General features: G+C 66.5%; 21 protein-coding genes and 3 tRNA genes. 6 read left to right on the top strand and 18 right to left on the bottom strand.

All coding sequences use genetic code 11. The features are described 5' to 3' along the window. The first annotated feature begins 63 nt into the window (after positions 1-63). Both CCONF_RS05535 and CCONF_RS05530 read left to right on the top strand, forming a co-directional pair. Positions 64-318 (top strand): hypothetical protein, encoded by a 255-nt coding sequence (locus CCONF_RS05535; RefSeq protein ID WP_290226071.1) that lies wholly within the window; start codon positions 64-66, stop codon positions 316-318. After that, positions 302-1,096, top strand: coding sequence for an HNH endonuclease signature motif containing protein (locus CCONF_RS05530; RefSeq protein WP_290226070.1), 795 nt, complete (start codon positions 302-304; stop codon positions 1,094-1,096). Before CCONF_RS05535 ends, CCONF_RS05530 begins: the two co-directional genes overlap by 17 nt. Positions 1,097-1,248: 152 nt before the next feature. Here CCONF_RS05530 and CCONF_RS05525 read toward each other — a convergent pair whose 3' ends face one another. The 8 genes from CCONF_RS05525 to CCONF_RS05490 are packed head-to-tail and all read right to left on the bottom strand — an operon-like array spanning position 1,249 to position 8,349. Next, positions 1,249-1,986, bottom strand: a complete 738-nt coding sequence (locus CCONF_RS05525; RefSeq protein ID WP_435384091.1) for a sulfite exporter TauE/SafE family protein — start codon at positions 1,984-1,986, stop codon at positions 1,249-1,251. After that, positions 1,983-2,456, bottom strand: coding sequence for a pantetheine-phosphate adenylyltransferase (gene coaD / locus CCONF_RS05520; RefSeq protein WP_290226069.1), 474 nt, complete (start codon positions 2,454-2,456; stop codon positions 1,983-1,985). The genes CCONF_RS05525 and coaD overlap by 4 nt, the downstream gene beginning before the upstream one ends. Before the next feature lie 27 nt (positions 2,457-2,483). Then, the gene (gene rsmD / locus CCONF_RS05515) at positions 2,484-3,047 is read right to left on the bottom strand and encodes a 16S rRNA (guanine(966)-N(2))-methyltransferase RsmD (protein WP_290226066.1); all 564 of its coding nucleotides are present in this window, start codon (positions 3,045-3,047) and stop codon (positions 2,484-2,486) included. Beyond that, positions 3,044-3,259 carry an acyl-CoA carboxylase biotin carboxyl carrier protein subunit gene (locus tag CCONF_RS05510; RefSeq protein WP_290226064.1) on the bottom strand — a complete coding sequence of 72 codons (216 nt, stop codon included), beginning with the start codon at positions 3,257-3,259 and terminating at the stop codon, positions 3,044-3,046. Before CCONF_RS05510 ends, rsmD begins: the two co-directional genes overlap by 4 nt. Before the next feature lie 26 nt (positions 3,260-3,285). Then, positions 3,286-5,361: an ATP-dependent DNA helicase RecG gene (locus CCONF_RS05505; protein WP_290226061.1), complete on the bottom strand. Its 2,076-nt coding sequence runs from the start codon at positions 5,359-5,361 to the stop codon at positions 3,286-3,288. 5 nt (positions 5,362-5,366) lie between these two features. Beyond that, positions 5,367-6,719: a DAK2 domain-containing protein gene (locus CCONF_RS05500; RefSeq protein ID WP_290226059.1), complete on the bottom strand. Its 1,353-nt coding sequence runs from the start codon at positions 6,717-6,719 to the stop codon at positions 5,367-5,369. A gap of 10 nt (positions 6,720-6,729) precedes the next feature. Beyond that, positions 6,730-7,386, bottom strand: a complete 657-nt coding sequence (locus CCONF_RS05495; protein ID WP_290226056.1) for a uracil-DNA glycosylase — start codon at positions 7,384-7,386, stop codon at positions 6,730-6,732. Positions 7,387-7,392: 6 nt separating this feature from the next. After that, complete coding sequence (locus CCONF_RS05490) at positions 7,393-8,349, bottom strand: thiamine-phosphate kinase (protein ID WP_290226053.1); 957 nt, start codon at positions 8,347-8,349, stop codon at positions 7,393-7,395. Positions 8,350-8,377: 28 nt separating this feature from the next. Here CCONF_RS05490 and CCONF_RS05485 point away from each other — a divergent pair, with 28 nt between their 5' ends. Further along, a complete protein-coding gene (locus tag CCONF_RS05485; RefSeq protein ID WP_290226051.1) occupies positions 8,378-9,298 on the top strand; it encodes a DUF3515 domain-containing protein in 921 nt (306 codons plus the stop codon). Here CCONF_RS05485 and CCONF_RS05480 read toward each other — a convergent pair. Continuing rightward, positions 9,295-10,377, bottom strand: a complete 1,083-nt coding sequence (locus CCONF_RS05480) for a D-alanine--D-alanine ligase family protein (RefSeq protein ID WP_290226048.1) — start codon at positions 10,375-10,377, stop codon at positions 9,295-9,297. The genes CCONF_RS05485 and CCONF_RS05480 overlap by 4 nt on opposite strands. A gap of 22 nt (positions 10,378-10,399) precedes the next feature. Beyond that, the gene (locus CCONF_RS05475) at positions 10,400-11,395 is read right to left on the bottom strand and encodes an NAD(P)H-dependent glycerol-3-phosphate dehydrogenase (protein ID WP_290226045.1); all 996 of its coding nucleotides are present in this window, start codon (positions 11,393-11,395) and stop codon (positions 10,400-10,402) included. 117 nt (positions 11,396-11,512) lie between these two features. Between CCONF_RS05475 and CCONF_RS05470 the strand changes: the two genes are divergently transcribed. After that, complete coding sequence (locus CCONF_RS05470; RefSeq protein ID WP_290226043.1) at positions 11,513-12,511, top strand: NUDIX hydrolase; 999 nt, start codon at positions 11,513-11,515, stop codon at positions 12,509-12,511. Positions 12,512-12,514: 3 nt separating this feature from the next. Here the strand turns inward: CCONF_RS05470 and CCONF_RS05465 are convergent, their stop codons facing one another. The 3 genes from CCONF_RS05465 to leuC are packed head-to-tail and all read right to left on the bottom strand — an operon-like array spanning position 12,515 to position 15,432. Then, the gene (locus CCONF_RS05465; RefSeq protein WP_290226041.1) at positions 12,515-13,345 is read right to left on the bottom strand and encodes a hypothetical protein; all 831 of its coding nucleotides are present in this window, start codon (positions 13,343-13,345) and stop codon (positions 12,515-12,517) included. Between the two features lie 23 nt (positions 13,346-13,368). Then, positions 13,369-13,953 carry a 3-isopropylmalate dehydratase small subunit gene (gene leuD, locus CCONF_RS05460; protein WP_290226039.1) on the bottom strand — a complete coding sequence of 195 codons (585 nt, stop codon included), beginning with the start codon at positions 13,951-13,953 and terminating at the stop codon, positions 13,369-13,371. Between the two features lie 42 nt (positions 13,954-13,995). Next, positions 13,996-15,432, bottom strand: coding sequence for a 3-isopropylmalate dehydratase large subunit (leuC, locus tag CCONF_RS05455; RefSeq protein WP_290226037.1), 1,437 nt, complete (start codon positions 15,430-15,432; stop codon positions 13,996-13,998). Between the two features lie 51 nt (positions 15,433-15,483). On the opposite strand from leuC, the gene CCONF_RS05450 reads away from it, so the two are divergent. Continuing rightward, positions 15,484-16,167, top strand: coding sequence for an IclR family transcriptional regulator (locus tag CCONF_RS05450; RefSeq protein WP_290226035.1), 684 nt, complete (start codon positions 15,484-15,486; stop codon positions 16,165-16,167). Between the two features lies 1 nt (position 16,168). Here CCONF_RS05450 and CCONF_RS05445 read toward each other — a convergent pair whose 3' ends face one another. From CCONF_RS05445 to gltX, 5 genes are all read right to left on the bottom strand, one after another. Next, positions 16,169-16,810 (bottom strand): DedA family protein, encoded by a 642-nt coding sequence (locus CCONF_RS05445; protein WP_290226033.1) that lies wholly within the window; start codon positions 16,808-16,810, stop codon positions 16,169-16,171. Positions 16,811-16,978: 168 nt separating this feature from the next. Next, positions 16,979-17,051 (bottom strand) — tRNA-Glu (locus tag CCONF_RS05440). Between the two features lie 582 nt (positions 17,052-17,633). Continuing rightward, a tRNA-Glu gene (locus tag CCONF_RS05435) sits at positions 17,634-17,706 on the bottom strand. Positions 17,707-17,746: 40 nt separating this feature from the next. After that, a tRNA-Gln gene (locus CCONF_RS05430) sits at positions 17,747-17,818 on the bottom strand. Positions 17,819-17,986: 168 nt separating this feature from the next. Beyond that, a complete protein-coding gene (gene gltX / locus CCONF_RS05425) occupies positions 17,987-19,480 on the bottom strand; it encodes a glutamate--tRNA ligase (protein WP_290226279.1) in 1,494 nt (497 codons plus the stop codon). A gap of 216 nt (positions 19,481-19,696) precedes the next feature. On the opposite strand from gltX, the gene CCONF_RS05420 reads away from it, so the two are divergent. After that, positions 19,697-22,111, top strand: coding sequence for a choice-of-anchor M domain-containing protein (locus tag CCONF_RS05420; RefSeq protein WP_290226032.1), 2,415 nt, complete (start codon positions 19,697-19,699; stop codon positions 22,109-22,111). Positions 22,112-22,117: the final 6 nt, after the last annotated feature.

Genomic DNA, 22,117 nt, shown 5'->3' with positions numbered 1-22,117 from the left:
CAGGCTGGCAGAGGCTCCTTTAATGTGTGGGGCATGACATCGGGGGATTGTTTTTCTAGGTTCGTGGCTGCCGTGACCCAGCCCGGCATCGAGATCGTGGAAGGCGCCTGGCACGCCGATTGGGATGCCGAGCGCGCGGCCGCCGGCTCCGGCCGCGACGAGTTGGAGCGCCTCTTCGACCTGGCCGGGGTGTTTTTCGGCCCGGTCAGGCACGCCGGCCGCCAGCGCCGGGCGCGCGAATGCCGCCCGGCACGGGCACTGCCTGCCCGTGCTCGACGTACTGCGCGGGGTGCTGCGGCGGGTGAAGAACAAAAATGATGCCTGGCGCATCATGGAAGAACTATCCGCCCAGCCGGTTGATGCCAAGGAGATGGCCGCGACTGCGCGGCGTAAAATCCAGGAGGCCCACCCCGCCCCGGCGCCGCAGCCAGGGGTGATTTATCGGCGTTCGGCTGAGGGCTTGTGGTCGATGCGTCTTATCGCCGATGCCGGCCTCGTCGCCGATATTAAAGCCCAGGTGCGCACCGTCGAGGATGCCCGCGCGGTCTTCACCGGCGGTCACGGCACCGGTGATGGTGCTACCGCTGGTGCCGGTAGTAGACCTCGCGGCGGGGTGCGCGCGTCGGTTATCACGAACGTGGTCCTTAACCTTCAGGATTTCGGCCACCTGGTCGGCGGCAAGGATGCCGCGGATATTACCGTGCAACTGACCAATGGCGCGGTAATCAGTGGTGCCGAGTTGGTGACTCGGGCGTTTGAGCAGGTTGGCTACGTGGGGGTTTTCGACCCGGTGGCCGGGCCGGTTAATTGTTACAGGGATGTGCGTTTGGCGTCGTGGAAGCAGCGGCGCTTGGCGTTGATGGAGCATCCGGTGTGTGCTTGGCCGGAGTGTTTGGCCGGTGCGGATGAGTGCCAGGTCCATCACCTGCAGTCGTGGGAGTCGGGTGGGCCGACGAATGCGGCGAACCTGGCGACGTTGTGTCCGCACCATAATGGGGCCAACGAGGACGGGCCCGGGCCGGCGCAGAGCAGGGGCCGAATGGCGAGGGTTGGTGGCCGGGTGGTGTGGATACCGCCCGAACGCGTGCCGGCCTAGCGCGCCGGCGGCAGAAGCGCAGCAAAGCAGTACAACACGCGACAAGACACGCAAAGAGGCGTCCACGGTTTGAAGACCGTGAACGCCCATTCAGCGTGCCTACTCGCCGCGCCAAAGTTGCGCACCTGGGTTGCGCGGTTGAAACGCGCGCTTTAAAGGCTGGTGAGGCCGCGGACCACGGCGCTCGCGGCGCCGACCGAGGCGATGAAGAGCGAGAACTTGTGCGCCGCCCCGCGGGGGACGCGGCGCGTCAGTGCGGTGCCGGTGCTAATGCCCAGCAGCATCGCTATAAGGCCCACCGGCCACAGCCAGCCGCTCACCCCGTCGAAGCCGCCGGCACCAACCAGTATCTTGACCGTGACGGAGATGAACCCGCCCACCATGAAGATCGGCTGCAGCGTGGCGGTATACATCTCCTGCGGCCAGCGCGCGGCCTGGGCGTAGACCGTGATGACGGGGCCCGCGATACCGGCCAGCGTGTTGGTAAACCCGCCCAGGATGCCGGCGGAGACGGCGGGGCCGGTGCCCTGCATCGGCGGCACGAAGCGCCTGCCGAAGGTCACCACGCCCAGCGCGACAAGCAGCGCGCCGCCGACGATGACCAGCAGCGGCGCCGTGTCCGTGCGCGCCACTAGGAAACCAGCCGGGATGGAGCCGAGCACCATCACCGCCGCAATCTGGGCGAAGACCTTCCAGTCCACGTCGCGGCGCACGGACACCGTCGTTAGCGCGGCGTTGATACATGCCAGCACGTTGATGACCAGGATGCCCTCGACCGGCCCCATCAGCAGCATGAGCACGGGCCCGCCGATAAGCCCCAGCCCCATCCCGGAGACCCGCTGCATGCAGGAGCCTAAAAGGACGACGGCGAAAAGGGCCAGCAGCATCATGCGTGGTACTTGTCCATGACCGCGCAGGCAACCGCCTCGGGGAACATGCCCTGCACGTCGCCGCCGAACTTCGCGACCTGCTTGCACAGGGAGGACGAGATATACCCGTATTTCTCATCGGTGAGCAAGAACATGGTGTCAATCCCGGTCAGCCGCCGGTTCATCTGCGCCATCGGCAGCTCGTACTCGTAGTCCAGAGAGGAGCGCAGGCCCTTGACCAAGCAATCGATGCCGTGCTCGCTGGTGTAGTCAACCAGCAGACCGCCCCAGCGATCGACCATGATGTCGGCGGGCACGCTCTGGCGGATGAGCTCCATGCGCTCCTCGATGCTAAACAGACCCGACGGCTTGTCCGGGTTGCCGGTCACAAGCACGGTGACCTCGTCGAACAGCTGGTTAGCCCGGGTAAAGATGTCAAGATGCCCCAAGGTCATCGGGTCAAAAGAACCCGGGCACACGGCCTTCGTCATGGCGTTTACGGTCCTTCCTGTAGCGGTCTAGGAGGCGCGGTGGTACAGCGCCATGTCCATCCGCGCAATACCAAAGGTACGCTTCTTCAGCTTCTGGCCGGTCGGCTCGAAGTCGGCGGGCCACTCGGTGTGCGGGGAGTCGACGTGGCGCTCGATGACGACGATGGCATCGTCGGCCAGCGCCGGCTCTATGGCGGCGATGAGCTCGTCGACGGCATCGAAGGCATAGGGCGGGTCCGCTAGGACCATGTCGAAGAATCCGCGCGGGGCGCCCGCCAGGTAGGCCGAGGCCTTCTGCTGCCGGATGGTCACCCGCGGGTGCCCGACGACGCCGACGTTGTGTTCCATGGCGCGGCAGGCGAGCGTGGCTTCGTCGACGAGGACGACCTCCTCGGCGCCGCGGCTGGCGGCCTCCAGCCCCAGTGCCCCGGAGCCGGCGAACAGGTCCAGCACGCGGGAACCGGCAAAGCCCCAGCGGGCGTTAAGGGAGGAAAACAGTCCCTCCCGGGCGCGGTCGGCGGTCGGGCGGGTCCCGCTATCCGGCACCACGATGGTGCGTCCCCGGGCTTGTCCAGCGATGATCCGCGTCATGGACGCTCTCCAATCTCGGCCAGGCGGTCACCGCCGGCCACGGTTGAAAAATCCGGAACCAGCACCCGGCTCACGATGCCCGGCGCCGGGCTGACCACCGGAATCTCCAGCTTGGTCGCCTCCACCGTCGCGACAGAGGCGCCGGCGTCAACCGTGTCCCCTTCCGCCACGTGGTAGCGGACGATGCCCGCGAAGGGCGCACAAATTTCCATGCCCCATACCCTAGCACCGCGGCCAGTTAACTCTTCTCCAGGTAGCTGAGTTTGTCCGCGTTCATCTCCTGGGTCAGCTTGAGCGCCAGATCCGGGTTGCGCTCGACCAAGGCGAAGGCGTCGGCGTGGCTGCGCTCGATGATGTCGCGGTCGCGCAGCAGGTTGAGCAGCTTGAGGCTGCGGCGGGTGCCGGACTGCTCGGTGCCCAGCACGTCGCCCTCCTGGCGCTGGGCCAGGTCCAGCTCGGCCAACTCGAAGCCCGAGTTCGTGGCGGCGACGGCCTGGACGCGATTAAAGGCCGGGGTTCCCTCCTCGGCGAGCGTGTGCAGCAGGCAGACCGAGGCGTTTCCGCCGCGGCCGACGCGCCCGCGCAGCTGGTGCAGCTGCGAGACGCCGAAGTTCTCCGCGTTGCGGATGAGCATCACGGTGGCGTTGGGCACGTCGACGCCGACTTCTACCACGGTGGTCGCCACGAGCACGTCGATTTCGCCGCGGGCGAACGCGGCCATCCGCTCGTCCTTGTCCGGCATGCGCCCGTGCAGCAGCCCGACGCGCAGGTCTTTGAGCGGCCCGTGGGCCAGCTGCTCGGACACGGCCTCGACGCCGCCCTCGCCCTCGATCTGCGGGCAGACGATATAGGCCTGGTGGCCGGCCGCGACCTCCTCGCGGATGCGCTCGAGCGCCCGCGAGACCCAGGACGGCATCCACTCGGGCACCACGGAGGTCTGGATGGGCTTGCGCCCGCCCGGCAGCTCCGTCAGCGTGGAGACGGCCAGATCGGCGAAGACGGTCATCGCCACCGTGCGCGGGATGGGGGTCGCGGTCATCACCAGCAGGTGCGGGCTGAAGCCCGGGTGGGACTTGGTGCGCAGGGCCTCGCGCTGCTCGACGCCGAAGCGGTGCTGCTCATCGACGACGACCAGCCCCAGGTCGAAAAACTCCACCTTGTCCTGGATGATGGCGTGCGTGCCGATGACGATGTCCGCGTCCCCGGAGACGATGTCCAGCAGCGCCTGGCGCTTCTCGGCGGCCTTCATCGAGCCGGTCAAGCAGACTACCTTGACATCCGCGGGGACGGTGGCGGTCACGGACTCGTAGTGCTGCGCGGCAAGCACCTCCGTCGGCGCGAGCAGGGCGGCCTGGAAGCCGGCATCAGCGGCCTGCAGCATGGCGAGTACGGAGACCATCGTCTTGCCGGAGCCGACCTCGCCTTGCAGGAGCCGGGCCATCGGCGCCTCCTGGGTCATGTCGTGGGAGATGTCCGCGGTCACGCGCTTTTGCCCGTTGGTCAGCTCGAAGGGGAGGTTGCCCAGTAGTTCGGCGCGGAAGCCGTCGTCCAGCGGCGGCAGTGGCTTGGCCCGGTGCGACTGCACGTCGCGGTGCCGTAGGGCCATCACCAGCCCGATGCCCAGCGCCTCGTTGTACTTCAGCCGCTGGATGGCGCGCTGCGGGCCAGCCGGCCCGGGCTGGTGGACCTGGCGCAGCGCGGTGTCGAAGCTAACCATCTGCCGCTGGTCGAGCGGTTCGGGCACCGGAGGCAGCGTGTCGAGGACGCGCTTGACCGCCATCATGATGAGCCACGAAGGCGCCTTCTCCGAGGCCGGGTAGACCGGGATCCACTCCCACTGGCTCAAGACCTCCTCGAGCTCGCCCGCGCTGGCCAGCCCGCGCAGGGCCCCGGACCCGGCCACCGTGCCGTCGTGGCTATCGAGCATCACAAAGTCCGGGTGCTGCAACTGCGGGGTCCCGCGGAAAAACTGCAGCTTGCCGGAGAACATAGCCCGGCGCCCGCGCTGGAGGAATTTGCGCTGGAACGTCGGGTTGAAAAAGCTCACCACCAGGCCGTTGTCCAAGAAGACACGCAGCACCCCGCGGCGGCTGGTGGGCCGGAAGTCGGTGCGGGTGATAACGCCCGAGAGGGTGACGTGGTCGCCTTCGGCGGCATCGGCGATGCCCACGTCGTAGCCGTGGCGCATATAGTCGCGCGGGTAGTGCTCCAGCAGCTGCCCGCAGGTGGTGTAGCCGAAGGCCGCCTCCAACCGGCGCGCCTGCTTCGGGTCCAAGACCTCCGACAGCTTTCGTTCATCGCGCCACCCCAGCATGCCCGCTACTCTACCCCAACTTCCGTGGCGATCCCGGGCACCTGGAGAGCCGCGACCTCGGCGCCGAGCCTTTCCCCCAGCTCCACCGAGTCGATCAGGTGGGCGGACAGGACGGTGACCTGTTCCCCGCCCGCGGCCAGCAGCCGGCGGCCGGCTTCCTCGACGGCCTCGGGGGTCTCCTCATCTAGGATCTCGACGCGCATGGAGTCGGCGACCTCCTGCATGGCCTGCGCCATGGCGGCGGTGTCCGGGTTGCCGGGCTCGTAGACGCTCAGCGCGGCCAGGCCGGCGACGAAGGATTCCGTCGGCACCACCTGGCAGCGGCCGGTCTCGGACTCGGTGCCGTTGGTGAGGAAAATATCGTTGTCCTGCGTCTCGCCCGCACTCTGCCCTGGGGCGACGACGTCCACGCCGGCGGCGGCAAAGAGCTTGGCCACCGCGCCGTCCGGGGCGGCCGCGATGACTCGGCGCACCTGCTCGCTGCCTGCCGCAGGCTCCGACGGGGCCGGCAGGACCTCCAGGCGCAGGTCGCTGACCTGGCCGGTTGCGAAGGCCTCTTCGATGACCGGGCCGGCGACGGTGGTGTGCAGGTGGACGGTGGCGGCATCGTCGGCCGCGGGGGCGACGACCAGGCAGTTGCCCATCGCGTCCAGGCGGGCCTGGAGCTCGTCAACGTCGCCGCGGAAGAAGAACATGACCTCCAGCCAGTCGCCCTCCTCCGCCGGCGCGGCAGACGGGGCGGGCTGGGTGTCGGTGGACAGCAAGGACTCGAGGAGCACGACCAGGCCCGCCCCGCCCGCGTCCACGACGCCGGCCGTGGCCAGCTCCGGCAGCAGCGAGGGCGTGTTCTGCAAAGCGATGCGCGCCGCCTCCACCGCCGCCTGCGCCACCGGCTCTAAGTACGGGTCGTCCTCGGCCGCGTCCTCGGCGGCCTCCGCGGCCGCGCGCAGGACCGTGACCACGGTGCCCTCCACCGGCTGCGCGATGGCGCGGCTGACGAGCCGGACCGCTAGCGTCAGGGCATCGGCGAGCACTTGGCCGTCCAGCGGGCCGTCGTGGACGGTCTCCGCTACCCCGCGCAGCACCTGGGAGAGCACCAGCCCGGAGTTACCGCGGGCCCCGCGCACCGATCCGACGGCGAGCGCCTGGGCCACCCCACCCAGGCCCGCCTGCGCGTGCTGGTCGGCTTCGCGCAGCGCGGCCTCCATGGTGTAGGCCATGTTGGAGCCGGTGTCAGAGTCCGGCACTGGGAAGACGTTCAGCGCGTTGATCTCCGCGCGCCGGCGCGAGAGTTCGCCGGTGGCCCGGCTGGCCCACCCGCGCAGCCCGGCCGCATCTAAGGACCCTAGAAAAGACATGGCCGTTATCTTACAAGCGCCAGTCCACTTCGCGCGCGCCAGCCGCCCGAAGGTACTCGTTCGCCTGAGAAAACGGCCGCGACCCGAAGAACCCGCGGTGCGCCGACAGCGGCGACGGGTGCGGGGCCTCCAGCTTGTGGGCGCGCGGGATAAAGCTGGCGCACTTCTGCGCGTCCCGACCCCACAGGATGGCCACGAGCTGCTCGGAGTCCAGGCTGCGGATGGCGGCCTCCGTGACCGCCTCCCAGCCGTGGCCGCGGTGGGAACCCGCCTGTCCCGGCGCCACGCTCAGCACGCGGTTGAGCAGCATGACCCCCTGTTCGTTCCAGGTCGACAGGTCGCCGTCGGCGGGCGGTTCTACGCCTAGGTCGTCGTGGAGCTCCTTGTAGATATTGATCAGCGACTTCGGCGGCTTGATCCCCGGCTGGGTAGAAAACGCCAGGCCCATCGGGTGCCCCGGGGTCGGGTACGGGTCCTGGCCCAGGATGAGGACGCGCACCTGGTCGCGCGGCTGCCAGAAGGCGCGGAAGAGGTTCTCGGCGGCGGGCAGGAAAGGCCCGGCGTCCAGCAGGGACTGGATCTGCGGCCAGTGTTCGTCCAGCACGGGGCCCAGCACCTCCTCCCAGGACGGGTGGTAGGTCGGCGTGCACGTGGGGATATCGCTCATGGGTATTTAGAAGGCCTCCCAGCCGGCATCGTAGGCGGATTCTTTCCCATCCACCGTAGCCGCCGCGCCCTTGTTGACGCTGCCGATGACCCTAAATCCCGACGGCGCCTCTTTCGCTGTCGTGCCCACCAGGGTGTGGTCCTCGCCGCCGGTCAGCACCCAGCGCCACGGGTCGACGCCCAGGACGTTGCCGGCCTCGACCAGCAGCTCGTGCGGGGCGATGGCGGCCGAGTCCAAGTCGATGTTGACCCGGGAGCGCGCCGCGATGGTGCCGACGTCGCGGATGAGCGAATCGGAAATATCCGTCATGGCGGTCGCGCCCGCCGCCCGCGCGATCATCCCCCGGCTGGGATCCAGCCAGGGGCAGCAATGGGCATCGATAAGCGGGTGCAGGTGGGCCAGCTCGGCGGGCAGCTCGCGGCCGAACCGCTCGAGCAAGGCCAGCCCGGCGGCCGACCAGCCGCTCTTGCCGTGCGCGACCAACTGCTGGCCGGGCCGGGCGCGGTCCAGGGCCATCGCGGGCCTATCCCCGCCCAGGTGCCCGATGGCGGTGACCGTGACGGTCACCTGCATACCCTGGGTGAGATCGCCGCCCACCAGCTCGGCGTTATAAGGTTCGCAGCGCTGCGCGATGCCCTCCGCAATCCCCCGCACGAATTCCACCGGGGTATCCGCCGGGGCGCTGATGGCCAGCAGGGCCGCGATGGGACGAGCTCCCATGGATTCGACGTCGGCGAAGTTTTCTAAGATGGCCTTCTGCCCAATCTCGTTGGGCGTTGACCAATCGCGCCGGAAGTGGCGGCCTTCGACCATCATGTCCGTCGCCGCGACGGTGCGCGTGTTGGGGGCGGCCGGAAACATCACCGCCGCGTCGTCGCCGTTGAGTGCGCTGGGCGCGGCCGCGATGATCTCGCCGATGATCTCGTGTTCGCCCACATCGGCCAGAGTCGGGGTTAAGTTCACCGAATACCTTTCGATAAGATTGCAGTTTATGGACTCTCCGGGTAACCAATTTAACCGCACCGCAGTCTACGCGCTGCTGGCTGTCTCCTTAAGCCTTATCGTGGCGGTCCTGTTCGGGACCAAGTACTACTTTTCCACGGTGGCGCGGGAGCCGGTGGCGATGTCGCCGGTGTCGTCGCAGGAGGCGTCGTCGGCCGAGTGCGCCGCGGTGGTCGGCAACCTGCCGGGCAATCTCTACGGCCACGAGCGCTCCGACATCGTCGAGCCCGTGCCGGACGGGGTGGCCGCCTGGGCGACCATCTCCGCCGAGTCCACCACGCTGCGCTGCGGCGTCGACCTGCCGTTGCAGTACACGCCCTACTCCGAGACCACCGAGGCCAGCGGCGCGCAGTGGCTGCAGGTCCGCGACATGACGCCGGGGTCGACCCTGACAACGTGGTACACCGTCGACCGCGCCCCAGTCGTGGCGGTGACTACCCACGACGACGGCCAGCCCGACGGCCTGGAGGAGGCCCTGGGCCAGCTCAAGCAGGAGGACCAGCAGCCGCACGCGGCTCCCCTGTCCCAGCTCCAGGCCGCCGACGGGGAGACTCGTGCCCCCTGCCGCGCCCTCGATGTTGCCCTGCCGGACACCTTGGCCGAGGACTACCAGCGCCAGCGCGAGCTGCCGGAGGGCACCGCCGCGGGCACGGCCGTGTGGACCGCACCGGGCCGCGAGGCAATCGTGCTGCGCTGCGGGGTGGAGCCGGCGCCGGGCTATGCGGCCGGCGAGCAGGTCCAACAGGTCAACGACGTGCCCTGGTTCGAAGACACCACCCTGGCGCCGGGCACGACGGCCAGCACCTGGTTCGCGTTGGGCCAGGACACCGACATCGCGGCGCACCTGCCGCAGGACGTCGCCGACAGCGTGCTGGTGGAGCTGGGCGATGCCCTCGGGGCCGCAGACTAATCCGCCGCTTCGGCCGCGTCCGCTAGCGCGGTTTCGATGAGCGTGTCGAGCAGGGTCTCGTAGTCGACGCCGCTGGCGGCGAGTACCTGCGGGTACATCGAGATCGGGGTAAAGCCCGGCATGGTGTTGATCTCGTTGAGGACCGGGCCTTGGTCGGTGACGAAGAAGTCCACGCGGGACAGCCCCTTGCAGTCTAGGGCCTGGAAGGTCTCCAGGGCCAGCTCCTTGAGCTGGTCGATGACCGCCGGTTCGAACGGGGCCGGGATGGTGGCGGAGACGACGTTGTCCAGGTACTTGGTCTCGAAGCCGTAGAAGCCTTCCTTCGAGTCGCCGGTGCCGTTGAGCAGCGCCGGCTCAGACGCCAGCAGAGTACCGTCCGGGTACTGCAGGACGCCGACCTCGACCTCGGAGCCGACGATTTCCTTTTCCACGATGACCTTCTGGTCGGACTCGCGGGCCAGGCGGACGGCCTCGGGCAGCTGCGCCCAGTCGGTGACCTTGGAGATGCCGATCGAGGACCCTCCGCGCGCGGGCTTGACGAAGACCGGCAGGCTCAGCACGGCTTTTTCCTCCTCGGTCAGCTCGGAACGGTCGCGGAGGATGACCTCCGGGGTGACCGGCAGGCCTTCGGCGACCATGAGCTTCTTGGTGAACTCCTTGTCCATGCCCGTGGCCGAGGACAGCACCCCGGTGCCCACGTAGGGCACCGAGGACATCTCGAACAGGCCCTGGATGGTCCCGTCCTCGCCGAACGGGCCGTGCAGGACCGGGAAGATGACGTCGACGTCGGCGTAGACCTCGCCGCGGGTGACGTTGACGAAGCGCCCGCGGGAGCTGGGGGTCAGCGACAGCGAGAGCTCGTCGCCGGCGGCAACCTCCGGCAGGACGCCGCCTTCCAGCTGCAGGCCCTCGGTGGTCCCCGGGGTCCACAGGCCCTGACGGGTAATGCCGACGGGCACAACCTCGTATTTGTCGTGCGGGAGGTGGCTCATCACCGCCCCGGCGGAGATACAGGACACGGAGTGTTCAGTGCTGCGGCCACCGTAGACGACCGCCACGCGGATCTTTCGGGAACTCATAGGCAGCTAGCTTACCGGGTGCCTACTCCGACTTCTTGGACCGACCCATCAATGCGACGATCATTTCCTCCACCGCGACCCCGCGGTGGCACACCCCGTAGACCGAATGGGTAATGGGCATGTCAATGTTGTGCTGCTGCGCCAGACGGAAGACCGAGTCCGAGGAGATAACGCCCTCGGCGACCTGGCCGTTGGTGGCGGCCTTGGCCTCCTCCAGGGTTCCGCCCTGCCCCAGGCGGTAGCCGAAGGTACGGTTACGCGACAGCTCGGAGCTGCAAGTCGCGACTAGGTCGCCCAGGCCGGCCAGGCCGGCGAAGGTGCGCGGATCGGCGCCCAGCTGAACGCCCAGGCGGCTGATTTCGGCCAGGCCGCGGGTAATCAGGGAGGCCAGGGTGTTGTTGCCCAGCCCCTTGCCGGAGGCGATGCCGCAGGCTAGGGCGATGACGTTTTTGCAGGCGCCGCCGATTTCGCAGCCGATGACGTCGGTGTTGGTGTAGGGCCGCAGGTAATTGGTGGCCACGGCGGCCTGGACCAGCTCGGCGCGGGACTCGTCCTCGCAAGCGATGACGGTGGCCGCAGGCTGCTCCAGCGCGATCTCCCTGGCCAGGTTCGGGCCCGAGAGCACGGCGATGCGCTCGGCGTCCACGCCGGAGCCCGCAATCACCTGGCTCATCCGCTGCAGCGAGCTCGACTCCACGCCCTTGGAGATGGAGACCACGGTGGCATCGTCAGGCAGGTGCTGCGACCAGGCGTCCAGGTTTTCGCGCAGGGTCTGGGAGGGTACGGCGAGGACGACGATTTCGGCATCGGCAAGCGCGTTTTCCGGCTCGGTCGTTGGGGCGATGGTGGCGGGCAGCTCGATGTCCGGCAGATAATCGGCGTTGCGGTGGGTCTCCTGGATGGTTGCGGCCAGCTCCGGCCGGCGGACCCAGAGCCGGACGCTGTTGCCGGCATCGGCGAAGACCTTGGCCAGCGTGGTGCCCCACGAACCAGCCCCCATCACTGCAACTCGGACCATTAAGCGCTCCTTTATAGACATCACGAACAATAGTAGTGTAGCCGGACCCACCGCGGGACTATGATGGACCGCGAGAATTATTCGTTACCGACAGTTGCAAGGAGTAGGCGCGCGCCCATGCCCAAGCCCAAGAACATGCACGAAAACGACAAAGACAGCCAGTCCGAGGTCTTCATTTCTGGGCGGCACCAGGAAATCAGCCCCGATCCGGCAAAGGAATTCGCCCGGACCACCCTGGCGGCGGGCGCGGTGCTGTGGCGCGGTAACCCCCACGATCCGGAGGTGGCCGTCATCCACCGTCCACACTACGACGACTGGTCGCTAGCCAAGGGCAAGGTCGATCCGGGCGAGTCGCTGCCGACGACCGCCGTGCGCGAAGTCGCCGAGGAGACCGGCTACCAGATCAAGCTGGGCAAGCTCATTGGGAAGGTCACCTACCCGGTCCAGGGCCGGACGAAGGTGGTCTACTACTGGCTGGGCAAGGTCGAAGGCGGCGAATTCACCCCCAACGACGAGGTCGACCAAATCAGCTGGATGACCGTCGACGCGGCCATTAACCGGCTGTCCTACCAGGTGGACGCGGACGTGCTCCGCAAGGCGAAGAAGCGCCTGCGGCTGGCTCCGACCACCCGCGTGCTCTACGTCCGACACGCCCGCGCCCTGCCGCGCAAGGGATTCAGCGGCGACGACAACCTGCGCCCGCTGGACAAGAAGGGCCTGCGCCAGGCGGAGATGCTCGTGCCGATGCTTACGCCCTACAAGCCGACGGCCATCTATTCCGCGCTGCCCGACCGCTGCCAGCAGACCGCCGCTCCCCTGGCCGCCGAGCTCGGCTTCGACGTCACGGTGGACGAGCGCCTGGGCGACGACGGCTGGCTGCAGGACAAGGAGGCGGCGCGGGAGGCTTTCGACGGCATCGTTGAGCAGGGCGGCACGCCCGTCATCGTGAGCCAGGGCCTGGCCATCCCCGAGATGATAACCAACCTTGAGCCGGTGTTTTTGAAGTGCGACGTGGACGATCTGAAGGTCAAAAAGTCCTCGGTGTGGGTGCTGTCCTTTAACGGCGGCGAGCTAACCGGCGCGGATTACCTGGCCAGCCCGCTGCCCGTGCGCTAGCGTCTACCAGCGCGCGGCCGGGCACCGGGTCAGGGTCCGGTAGACCAAGACCCAAGCGAAGTAAAGCACCGGCAGCACCACGAGGCTGCCGACAATCGGAATGAGGCTGGCGGCCAGCTGCAGCAACACCAGCAGGACGACCAGCAGCAGCGTGGTGCCAATATTCTGTGTGGACAGACGGTAGGACTCCCCCATCGCCTCGCCGATGCCCTTGGACGGGTCCTCGGCCTTAATCACGGCGACCCAACACAGCAGGAAAGCGATGATAAGGCCCGGGATGATAAAGAAAAGGCAGCCCAGCCACACCAGTATCCCGTAGGCGGCGAGCGTGACCATGGTCCCGACGCGGCCCCCGTCAAAGCGGAACAGCCCGCGGAAACTTACGCGCTTCCCGTTGGCCTCCTCGACGGCCCCGTGGTAGAAGTTTGCGTACATCCACAGGCCCACCAGAAACACGCAGGCGCCCAGCAGCAGCAAAACGGTAAAAGCCGCACCCACGGTGGCCGGCCCTGTGCTCGCGGTGCCTTCGGTTTCGAGGATGCCGGTAACCGCGACGACGAACGCAAACGGGATCATCGGGACGAACTGCAGCACTAGGTAGACCACCGCCGCGCCGAACCAGGGGCCAAAATTCTGGAAGTAGCCCTTGAAGCCCTGGCCGATGGCCCCGGGCGCGTCCGGCGGGGTGGGCGCGTAAACGGTCCCCGGTTGGAAGCCGGCCTGCGGGCCAGCGCCGGCGTAGCCCGGCTGGCCGTAGGGCGTGCCCTGATTTTGGTAGCCGTAGCCTTGTGCGTAGTTGCGGGAGTCGGAGTTGTTCCACTCAGGTGTTGTCATGACACCTGAGCTTATGCGAACTCCTAGCGTACCGCTGGCTTAAACGGCGGGCGGGTGCCCTCGTACGCTGCGATGTCATCCTCGTTGCGCAGCGTCAGCCCGATGTCATCGAGGCCCTCCATGAGGCGCCAGCGGGTGTAGTCGTCGACGTCGAAGGAGTAGACGTTGCTGCCGACGGTGACGGTGCGCGCCTCCAGGTCGACGCTCACGGTGGTCTCGCCGCCCTCCAGCTGTTTCCAGATGAGTTCGATGTCTTCTTGGGCCATCATGCCGGCCAACAGGCCCGCCTTGCCCGCATTGCCGCGGAAGATGTCGGCAAACCGGGAGGAAAAGACGGCCTTGAAGCCGTAGTCGATGAGCGCCCAGACGGCGTGCTCGCGCGACGAGCCGGTCCCGAAGTCAGCGCCGGCGAACAGGACGGAGCCGTCGCGGAAGGTCTCGTGGTTCAGGACGAAGGCGGGGTCTTTGCGCCAGTTGGCGAACAGGGCATCGGCAAAACCGGTGCGCTTGACCGTTTTGAGGTAGACGGCCGGGATGATCTGGTCCGTGTCCACGTTGGAATACGGCAGGGGCACCCCGGTTCCGGTGTGGGTGGTGAATTTCTCCATCGGAATGTTCTCCTCTTTTTCCTTTCGGATTTCTGTGCGCGTTTAGGCGGACGGGACGGCGGGCAGGTCGGCCGGGGAGGCCAGGTGGCCGGTCACCGCGGTGGCGGCGGCCACCAGCGGGGAGACCAGGTGGGTTCGCCCGCCGGGGCCCTGGCGGCCTTCGAAGTTGCGGTTGGAGGTGGACGCGGAGCGCTCGCCCGGCCGCAGCTGATCCGGGTTCATGCCCAGGCACATCGAGCAGCCCGCGGTGCGCCACTCCGCGCCGAAGTCGGCGAAGACGCGGTCGAGCCCCTCGGCCTCGGCCTGCTGTTTGACGACGGTAGAGGACGGCACGACCAGCATGCGGGTGCCGTCTGCAATGCGGCGGCCGCGGACAACCTCGGCGGCGGCGCGTAGGTCCTCGATGCGCGCGTTGGTGCACGAGCCCAGGAAGACGGTATCGATGGCGAGATCGCGCAGCGGGGCGCCCGGCGTGAGGTCCATGTAGGCCAGCGCTTTCTCGGCGGCGGCGCGGGAGTTGTCGTCGCCGAAGTCCTCCGGACTCGGCACGTTTGCCCCCAGCGGCAGGCCCTGGCCCGGGTTGGTCCCCCAGGTCACGAACGGGGTCAGCTCCGCCGCGTCGATTTCCACGACGGTGTCGAATTCGGCCCCCTCGTCGGTGGGGAGGGTCTTCCAGTACTCGACGGCCGCGTCCCAGTCCGCGCCCTGCGGGGCGAACTCCCGGTCGCGGACGTACTCGAAGGTGGTCTCGTCCGGGGCGACCAGGCCCGCGCGGGCGCCAGCCTCGATCGACATGTTGCAGATGGTCATGCGGGCCTCCATCGACATCGCGCGGATGGCCTCGCCGCGGTATTCGATGATGTGTCCCTGGCCTCCGCCGGTACCGATCTTGGCGATGATCGCCAGGATCAGGTCCTTGGCGCTCACACCTTCGGCCAGCTGGCCGGTGACCTCGATGGCCATGGTCTTGAACGGCTTGAGCGACAGCGTCTGGGTGGCCATGACGTGCTCGACCTCGGAGGTGCCGATGCCCATGGCGATAGAGCCGAAGGCACCGTGGGTCGAGGTGTGCGAGTCGCCGCAGACGATGGTCATGCCCGGCTGGGTAATACCCAGCTGCGGGCCGACCGTGTGAACGATGCCCTGTTGCTCGTCGCCCATCGAATGCAGGCGGACGCCGAACTCCTCGCAGTTTTTCCGCAGGGTGGACACCTGGGTGCGTGAGGTGGCGTCGGCGATTTCGTTTAAGCCCCCGATCTTGATGCCCGTGGTGGGCACGTTGTGATCCTCGGTCGCCAGGTGCAGCTCCGGGTGGCGCAGGCTGCGGCCGTTAAGGCGCAGCCCCTCGAAGGCCTGCGGGCTGGTAACTTCGTGGAGGAGCTGGAAGTCAATGTAAATGAGGTCCGGTGCCCCATTCTCACCGCGGGTAACGACGTGGTCACGCCAGATCTTTTCTGCCAAGGTCAGTTTTTGACTCATACTCTTCCTCCACACTTGAAATCTCAGCATTTGAGACGTAAATTTCAAAGTATGGGAGATTATAGCGCAGTTTCCGGGATCAAGGTACTGGACCGGGCCATCGCCATCATGATGGCGGCCGCCAACCGACCCTCGAGCCTCAACGACCTGTGCGAGACCACTGGTTTGCCGCGGGCTACGGCGCATCGTTTGGCAACGGCACTGGAAGCACACCGAATTTTAACCCGCACGGATGAGGGTAAATGGACCGCCGGCCCCGCCCTGCCGGGCAACCGCGATCGGCTGCTCACCGCGGCCGGGCCGATCATGGATAAATTGCTCGAGGAAACCGGCGAATCGGTTCAGCTCTACGAGCTCACCGGCACCACCCGCACTTGTATTGCCACCCGGGAGCCGGAAGCCGGCCTCCACAACGTCGTGCCCGTGGGCCGGCAGCTGCCGTTGACTTCTGGGTCGGCGGCGCGCATCATCGCGGCGTTTACCCCCACCACCGTCAGCGGCACCACCTTCGGCGAGGTCGATATCGAGGCCGCCCGCAGCAATGGCATCTCCGAGTCCGTCGAGGAGCGAGAGGCCGGCCTCTCGTCTGTCTCCGTGCCAGTCTTCGACCCGGCCGGCACGTTCATCGCCGCGCTGTCCGTCTCCGGGTCCGCTGAACGCTTCCGCCCCAGCCCCGCCGCTAAGTTCGGAGCGCCCCTCAAGGACGCCGCCCGGAAGCTGGGCGCACTGTTGTAGGCTACCGGGCCGGTTCGGCATCGTTAGCCGTAGCGCCCGGCTTATTGCGCCAGTTGCGCGCGCCGGAGATGACCACCGGCAGGACGGAGACACCCACGATGACCAGGACGATGGCGTCAATGCGGTCAGCAATCCCCGGGATGCCGCCCAGGAGGACGCCGACCATGGTCATGGTGACGATCCAGGCCACCGCGCCCAGGACGTTCCAGCCCACGAACTTCTTGTACGGCATCGCGGCCGTGCCCGCTGAGACCGGCACATAGGTGCGCACGATGGGCACAAAGCGCCCCAGCACCAACGCCAGCGGCTCGTGCTTGCGGAAGAAGGCCTCGGCGCGCTCGAGGTACTCCGTCTTCAGGATCTTCGCGTCCGGCTTGAACAGCCGGCGGCCGAAGGTATGCCCCAGCCAGAAGCCCACCTGGTCGCCCAGGAAGGCCGCCACCGTGCCGACCAGCAAGATGAGCGGGACGCTCAGGCCTAGGTCGTCGCGGAGGATGGCCGCGGTGACCAAGAGGGAATCGCCGGGCAGGAACGGGAAAAGCACACCCGATTCAATGAAGATGACTAGGCCCAGGCCCGCAAGCGCCCAGCCCCCAAAGTTCTGGAGCAAAACGCCCGCGTCCATAAGATCGCTAAGATGCACGTCGCTTCCCTTCTGTGGCAGGAAAAAATAGAATGTTTTAGTTTTACTCCCCTGCACCCCGCTCGACCAAGGCAAATGCGCCCTTACGGCGAAGTCCCCAGATCATTCACAGCCGACTGGCGGCAAAAGAAAAAGCCCAACCCGTGATGGGTTGGGCTTGTAGGTTTGTACCCCGTACGGGATTTGAACCCGTGTTACCGCCGTGAGAGGGCGGCGTCCTAGGCCGCTAGACGAACGGGGCCTAGCTTGTCCAAAGCATCGCACGCTGTGCGTTGCGGACTTGAATTACTCTAAACTATGCGCCAGGCATCAACAAATCAGCAGCTGAGAACATAAAAATCCCAGTGCGGTAGTGACAGTTCCTTCTGTCCGGCCGGATGCGAATCGAATCAGTGGTTATTTCGCTTGCAGTCTGTCTGACTGTCAGTGGCCCGAAGGATCCTCGGCTACACTGCACTGGGATTTCGTTTCTGCGTCGAGATTCATCCTCGTTTAGCTCCTGTACTTCGTGCAATAGTCGCGGTGGGAAGTTATGAATTATGGCAATGCCGCATCTTCACGAGCTATAAATCTTCGTTGCGCTTAAGACGGAAAGAAGCTTTCATCCAATCTCCTTTTCTTTCGGTTAACGTCTTGAGGCCTAGTATATGACCAGCTCAGAAGGGATGGAAGGGATAAGGGGAAAGTCCCGGAAATAGCGGGTGGTCCTACCCCACTGGGCCCGGCAACTTGAGCTTTCCCGGCGGTGGTCTGGGGTAGGCTAATACCACCCTGCAGACGCAGAAAAGGCAGCCATGTAGATACTGGCTGCCTTTCTGATTTGTACCCCGTACGGGATTTGAACCCGTGTTACCGCCGTGAGAGGGCGGCGTCCTAGGCCGCTAGACGAACGGGGCATAGAACTGTGACTCCAGGTATTTAACCCCTTTATCACTGCTGGCCTACCAGGACTCGAACCTAGAACGACGGTACCAGAAACCGCTGTGTTGCCAATTACACCATAGGCCAATTGTTGCTAGGCTTTCGATTGGGAGGTTTTTCAATCTCTCGCAACCGCTCGCTGCAACGGTTAATAACTATAACCACCCCGGCGGCACACTAGCAAATCACCTGCACATAGGCGGTTTTTAGCGCCTTTTAAGTGTACCTACCGCGGATGAATTACAGCGTGTGAATTTAGGCTTGCGCGCTCTGCCACGGGGTCTTGGCAAGGGCGGCCCGCAGACGGTTGAGAGTGGACTCCTTGCCGAGCAGCTCCATGGACTCGAACAGCGGCGGGGACACAGCAGCGCCGGAGACGGCCACGCGGAGGGCGCCGTAGGCCTTGCGCGGCTTGAGCCTCAGGTCGTCGATGAGGGCCTTCGACAGGGCCGCCTCTATGGGCTCGGTGGTCCAGTCCTCGATGGGCTCCAGCGTCGCGATGGCGACCTCGAGGGGCTGGACGGCGTCCTCTTTGAGGTTCTTGCGGGCGGACTTCTCGTCGAGCTCCAGGTTTTCGTCGGCGGTGACGAGGAACTTGAGCAGGCCGTAGGCATCGGACAGCGTCTTGATGCGGGTCTGGACGAGGTCGGCGGCGAAGGCGAACTTCTCCGGGTCGTAGTCGGCCGGGAAGTCGGTGTACTCCGTCAGGTAATTGCGCAGGCGGAAGGCGAATTCCTCCGGCTCCAGGAGGCGGATGTGGTCGGCGTTGATGGCCTCGAGCTTCTTCTGATCGAAGCGGGCCGGGTTGCCCAGCACGTCGGCCACGTCGAAGTTCTTGACCAGCTCGTCAGTGCCGAAGATGTCCTGGTCAGCGGACAGGGACCAGCCCAGCAAGGACAGGTAGTTGAGCATGCCCTCCGGGATGATGCCATTGTCGCGGTGGTTGAACAGGTTGGACTGCGGGTCGCGCTTGGACAGCTTCTTGTTGCCCTCCCCCATCACGAAGGGCAGGTGGCCGAACTGCGGAGTGAACTCGGCGACGCCAATCTGTTTCAGGGCCGCATAGAGGGCCAGCTGGCGCGGGGTCGAGGAAAGCAGGTCCTCGCCGCGAAGGACGTGGGTGATGCCCATCAAGGCATCGTCGACCGGGTTGACCAGCGTGTAGAGAGGCTCACCGTTGGAGCGGGCCACCACGTAGTCCGGCTGGGTCTCGGCCTTGAAGGTCATCTCGCCGCGGACCAGGTCGGTCCAGGACCAGTCCTGCTCCGGCATGCGCAGACGCCAGACGGGCTTGCGACCCTCGGCCTCGAAGGCATCGATCTGCTCCTGGCTAAGCTCGCGGTCGTAGTTGTCGTAGCCGAGCTTCGGGTCGCGGCCGGCGGCCTTGTGGCGCTCCTCGACCTCTTCGGCGGTGGAATAGGCTGGGTAGACTAGGCCGGCGTCCTTGAGCTTCTGCAGGACGTCGGCGTAGATGTCCTTGCGCTGGGACTGGCGATACGGCTCATGCGGGCCGCCCACGTCAATACCTTCGTCCCAGCCGAGCCCCAGCCAGGTCAGGGAGTCAATAATCGCCTGGTAGGACTCCTCGGAGTCGCGGGAGGCGTCCGTATCCTCAATGCGGAAAATCAGTTTGCCACCGGTGTGGCGCGCATAGGCCCAGTTAAACAGGGCCGTGCGGACCATCCCCACGTGTGGGGTGCCGGTCGGCGACGGGCAGAATCGTACACGTACATCACTCATGCCCACCATCGTAGACGAGCCGGCGGCCCGCAATTCGCTGAGCCTGCGCGCCACGCGCCACCGGACCGCCCGCGCGGCGCTACCCCCGCCACTATTGGGTGTAATATTCATTAGTCGTCGTCAGGGCCCCGTCGCGCCGCGCCGCAGGGGTAGACTATTTGGATTGGAAACCGTTTTCTTTAATCTGGGGTGGAAACCCCCAACTGAAGAAAGGCTTTCCCGACCGTGGCTACACTCCGGCGTCGCTGCATCGCTCTGCTCCTCACCCCTGCCCTCCTGTCGCCCGCGACTGCTCTAGCCGGGCCCGACGACGGCAAGATCGTCGCGACGCAGACCCACATCGACTCTCCCAAGACGTTCTGGGAAAACGACTCCTTCGCACTGAAATCGGAGTTCCACCGAAAAGCCCACCTCCTGGACCAGACCGTGGCCTGGGTGGGCAAGGGCTGGGCGGCAGGCAGCGGCCGGCAGCAATACCAGTTCCAACTGCCGGAGGATGATTCCTTCGCCTTCGCAGGCAAGCCCGGCGATGTCGTCTACAACGCCCCGGCCAACCCGCGCGGCAACCACGACCCCATCTGGATGGGCTTTGGCTCGGACCGAGGCCTGCCGGTGGCAGATTTTCGGGGGAACGTGGCCTCGCTGGATCTGGTCTCCGTAGACGGCCCAGGCGACTTCGAGCTCTACAACTGGCTGCCCGACCAAGCCCCGGAGCGGATCTTCGGCTCCTTTGCGGACTCGGCGCATTCCACCCCGCTGGAGGCCGGCACGCACACCCACAACCACATGCTCTTTACCAAGCCGGGGCGCTACGAAATCACCTACCGCACCACGGCCCGCACCGCCGATGGCAAACTAGTGGCCTCTCAGCCAACGACCACCTCCATCCAGGTCGGCGGCCAGCGCCCGCTCGACGACCCGACGGAGCCGCTGGAGCAGCGTTACCGGGCTGCCGGTGCCGGGGACCGCGACTCATTGCAGTCCGCCGGCTACCACTTACGGGTGAGCCCGAAAACGGGCAAGGATAAGGACGGCGACGAGAACCTGACCACCCTGGGTTTCCGCGCCGAACAGCCCGTCGACGGCACGCTGACGGTCTTCCACGACGGCTACTTCCTCACCGACCTGCCGGTCAAGGGCGGCCGCGCCCAGTTCGACGAGCTGTTGGGCGCCGGTGATTCCCGCCTGCAAGCCGTCTTCGTGCCCGACGGGGATTCCGCCCCGCGGTGGGTCTCCGACGTCATCGCGACCACCGCGGCCAAGCGCCAGGGCGAGTCCCGCGCGAGCACTACCGAGCACTCGCAGGAGCATAGTGCCTGGGAGGTGGCCTCGCAGCCGCGCGGCATGGCCGCCACCACGGAGGCCGCCGTTTCCGACCAGTCCGCGAAGGTGCGCGTGGAACCGGCGGCCAACGGGCAATCTCGGCTGGTTATTGATACCGCCGACCCGCACTACACCGGCTTTATCACCGGCGGGATGTACTCGTCGAAGGACGACGAGCTGCCGATCATCGATTTCCATGCCTCCGTCACCGCCGGCCACGGCGAGTACTACTTCAAGAAGGACTGGGACGGCGACAACACGCTCAAACTCAAGTTCACCCCCCACCCGCTGGTCTCCGACCTTTCCCCCACCGAGGCGGTCATCACCGAGGACTACTCCCCGACCGGGACTGTCGAAAAAACCGTCTCGCTTGCCGGCGCGGATGCCGCCCGGCCCACGCCGGGTGTCCCGGGCCAGACTCCTGCCCGCTGCGGCGAGCGCTACCTGTTGGATAGAGGCCACGTGGATGTGGCGGCATCGCCAAGCGCGGAGGGCTTTGACGTCGGCCTGAAGGACGACACGGGCTTGACCGGGAAGAAGAACCCGGTCCACCGGCTAGACGAGGTGGTGCTGGGCGTGCGGAATAACGCGCAGCGCACCCGGACCCCGGCCATGGCGGATAAGGCCCTGGACTTCATGGGCCCGGTGGGCAAAAAGTTTTTCCTACTGCCGCAGACCCAAAAGGACGGCGTGATCTGGCCGGGCTATAACACGGAGGCGCTGCACTACAGCGCCTACACGGAGGGCTCGGTCACCCTGGAGCTGGACCCGGTGCGCGTCCCGGACGGGGCGAGCTGGGGCCTGTTTACCAACCAGGGCCTGGGCTCCGAGGTGGCGGTGTTGGCCGATTCCCGCGCCAAGGACACGACCGTGGAGACCCAGATGGCCTCGCACGTGCACGCCAACTGGGCCTTTAGCACCCCGGGCTGGTACCAGTTCGCCGTCAGCTTCCGGGCGCGCACCACCGACGGCCGTGAGGTCAGCTCGCGCCCGCAGGTGCTCAGCTTCGCCGTGGGCGACGACGCCGTCGACGACTGCGTGAAAAACGGAGCCCCGGACCAGGGTTCCCAGCCGAAGCCGGATCCGAAACCCGAACCGGAGCCTAAACCAGAACCCAAGCCCCAGCCGAGCCCGCAGCAGCCGGGCACGGGCGATGTGGTGCTGTCCTCCTTCCAGCCACTGGCGCTGTTTGTGCCGCTTGCGGTCCTGGGGGTAGTCGGCGCCGCGGTCAGCTTCGTCTTCCGGCACGTGCCCGGGGTAGCCGCCACCGTCGAGCGCTTCCTGGCCGGGCTTGGCCGCTCAACAACCATCCGATAATCGCTT

The sequence above is a fragment of the Corynebacterium confusum genome (assembly GCF_030408715.1).
In the GTDB taxonomy this organism is placed as follows: Bacteria; Actinomycetota; Actinomycetes; order Mycobacteriales; family Mycobacteriaceae; genus Corynebacterium; species Corynebacterium confusum.
Note: the sequence above shows the minus strand (reverse complement) of the source record. Positions and strands in the feature narration are given on the sequence as shown.

What these genes read in the sequence shown, in the direction of transcription:
- CCONF_RS05525 (WP_435384091.1), bottom strand. Translation starts at nt 1,986, where the DNA reads ATGATGCTGCTGGCCCTTTTCGCCGTCGTCCTTTTAGGCTCCTGCATG.
- coaD (WP_290226069.1), bottom strand. Translation starts at nt 2,456, where the DNA reads ATGACGAAGGCCGTGTGCCCGGGTTCTTTTGACCCGATGACCTTGGGG.
- rsmD (WP_290226066.1), bottom strand. Translation starts at nt 3,047, where the DNA reads ATGACGCGGATCATCGCTGGACAAGCCCGGGGACGCACCATCGTGGTG.
- CCONF_RS05510 (WP_290226064.1), bottom strand. Translation starts at nt 3,259, where the DNA reads ATGGAAATTTGTGCGCCCTTCGCGGGCATCGTCCGCTACCACGTGGCG.
- CCONF_RS05505 (WP_290226061.1), bottom strand. Translation starts at nt 5,361, where the DNA reads ATGCTGGGGTGGCGCGATGAACGAAAGCTGTCGGAGGTCTTGGACCCG.
- CCONF_RS05500 (WP_290226059.1), bottom strand. Translation starts at nt 6,719, where the DNA reads ATGTCTTTTCTAGGGTCCTTAGATGCGGCCGGGCTGCGCGGGTGGGCC.
- CCONF_RS05495 (WP_290226056.1), bottom strand. Translation starts at nt 7,386, where the DNA reads ATGAGCGATATCCCCACGTGCACGCCGACCTACCACCCGTCCTGGGAG.
- CCONF_RS05485 (WP_290226051.1), top strand. Translation starts at nt 8,378, where the DNA reads ATGGACTCTCCGGGTAACCAATTTAACCGCACCGCAGTCTACGCGCTG.
- CCONF_RS05480 (WP_290226048.1), bottom strand. Translation starts at nt 10,377, where the DNA reads ATGAGTTCCCGAAAGATCCGCGTGGCGGTCGTCTACGGTGGCCGCAGC.
- CCONF_RS05475 (WP_290226045.1), bottom strand. Translation starts at nt 11,395, where the DNA reads ATGGTCCGAGTTGCAGTGATGGGGGCTGGTTCGTGGGGCACCACGCTG.
- CCONF_RS05470 (WP_290226043.1), top strand. Translation starts at nt 11,513, where the DNA reads ATGCCCAAGCCCAAGAACATGCACGAAAACGACAAAGACAGCCAGTCC.
- CCONF_RS05465 (WP_290226041.1), bottom strand. Translation starts at nt 13,345, where the DNA reads ATGACAACACCTGAGTGGAACAACTCCGACTCCCGCAACTACGCACAA.
- leuD (WP_290226039.1), bottom strand. Translation starts at nt 13,953, where the DNA reads ATGGAGAAATTCACCACCCACACCGGAACCGGGGTGCCCCTGCCGTAT.
- leuC (WP_290226037.1), bottom strand. Translation starts at nt 15,432, where the DNA reads ATGAGTCAAAAACTGACCTTGGCAGAAAAGATCTGGCGTGACCACGTC.
- CCONF_RS05450 (WP_290226035.1), top strand. Translation starts at nt 15,484, where the DNA reads ATGGGAGATTATAGCGCAGTTTCCGGGATCAAGGTACTGGACCGGGCC.
- gltX (WP_290226279.1), bottom strand. Translation starts at nt 19,480, where the DNA reads ATGGTGGGCATGAGTGATGTACGTGTACGATTCTGCCCGTCGCCGACC.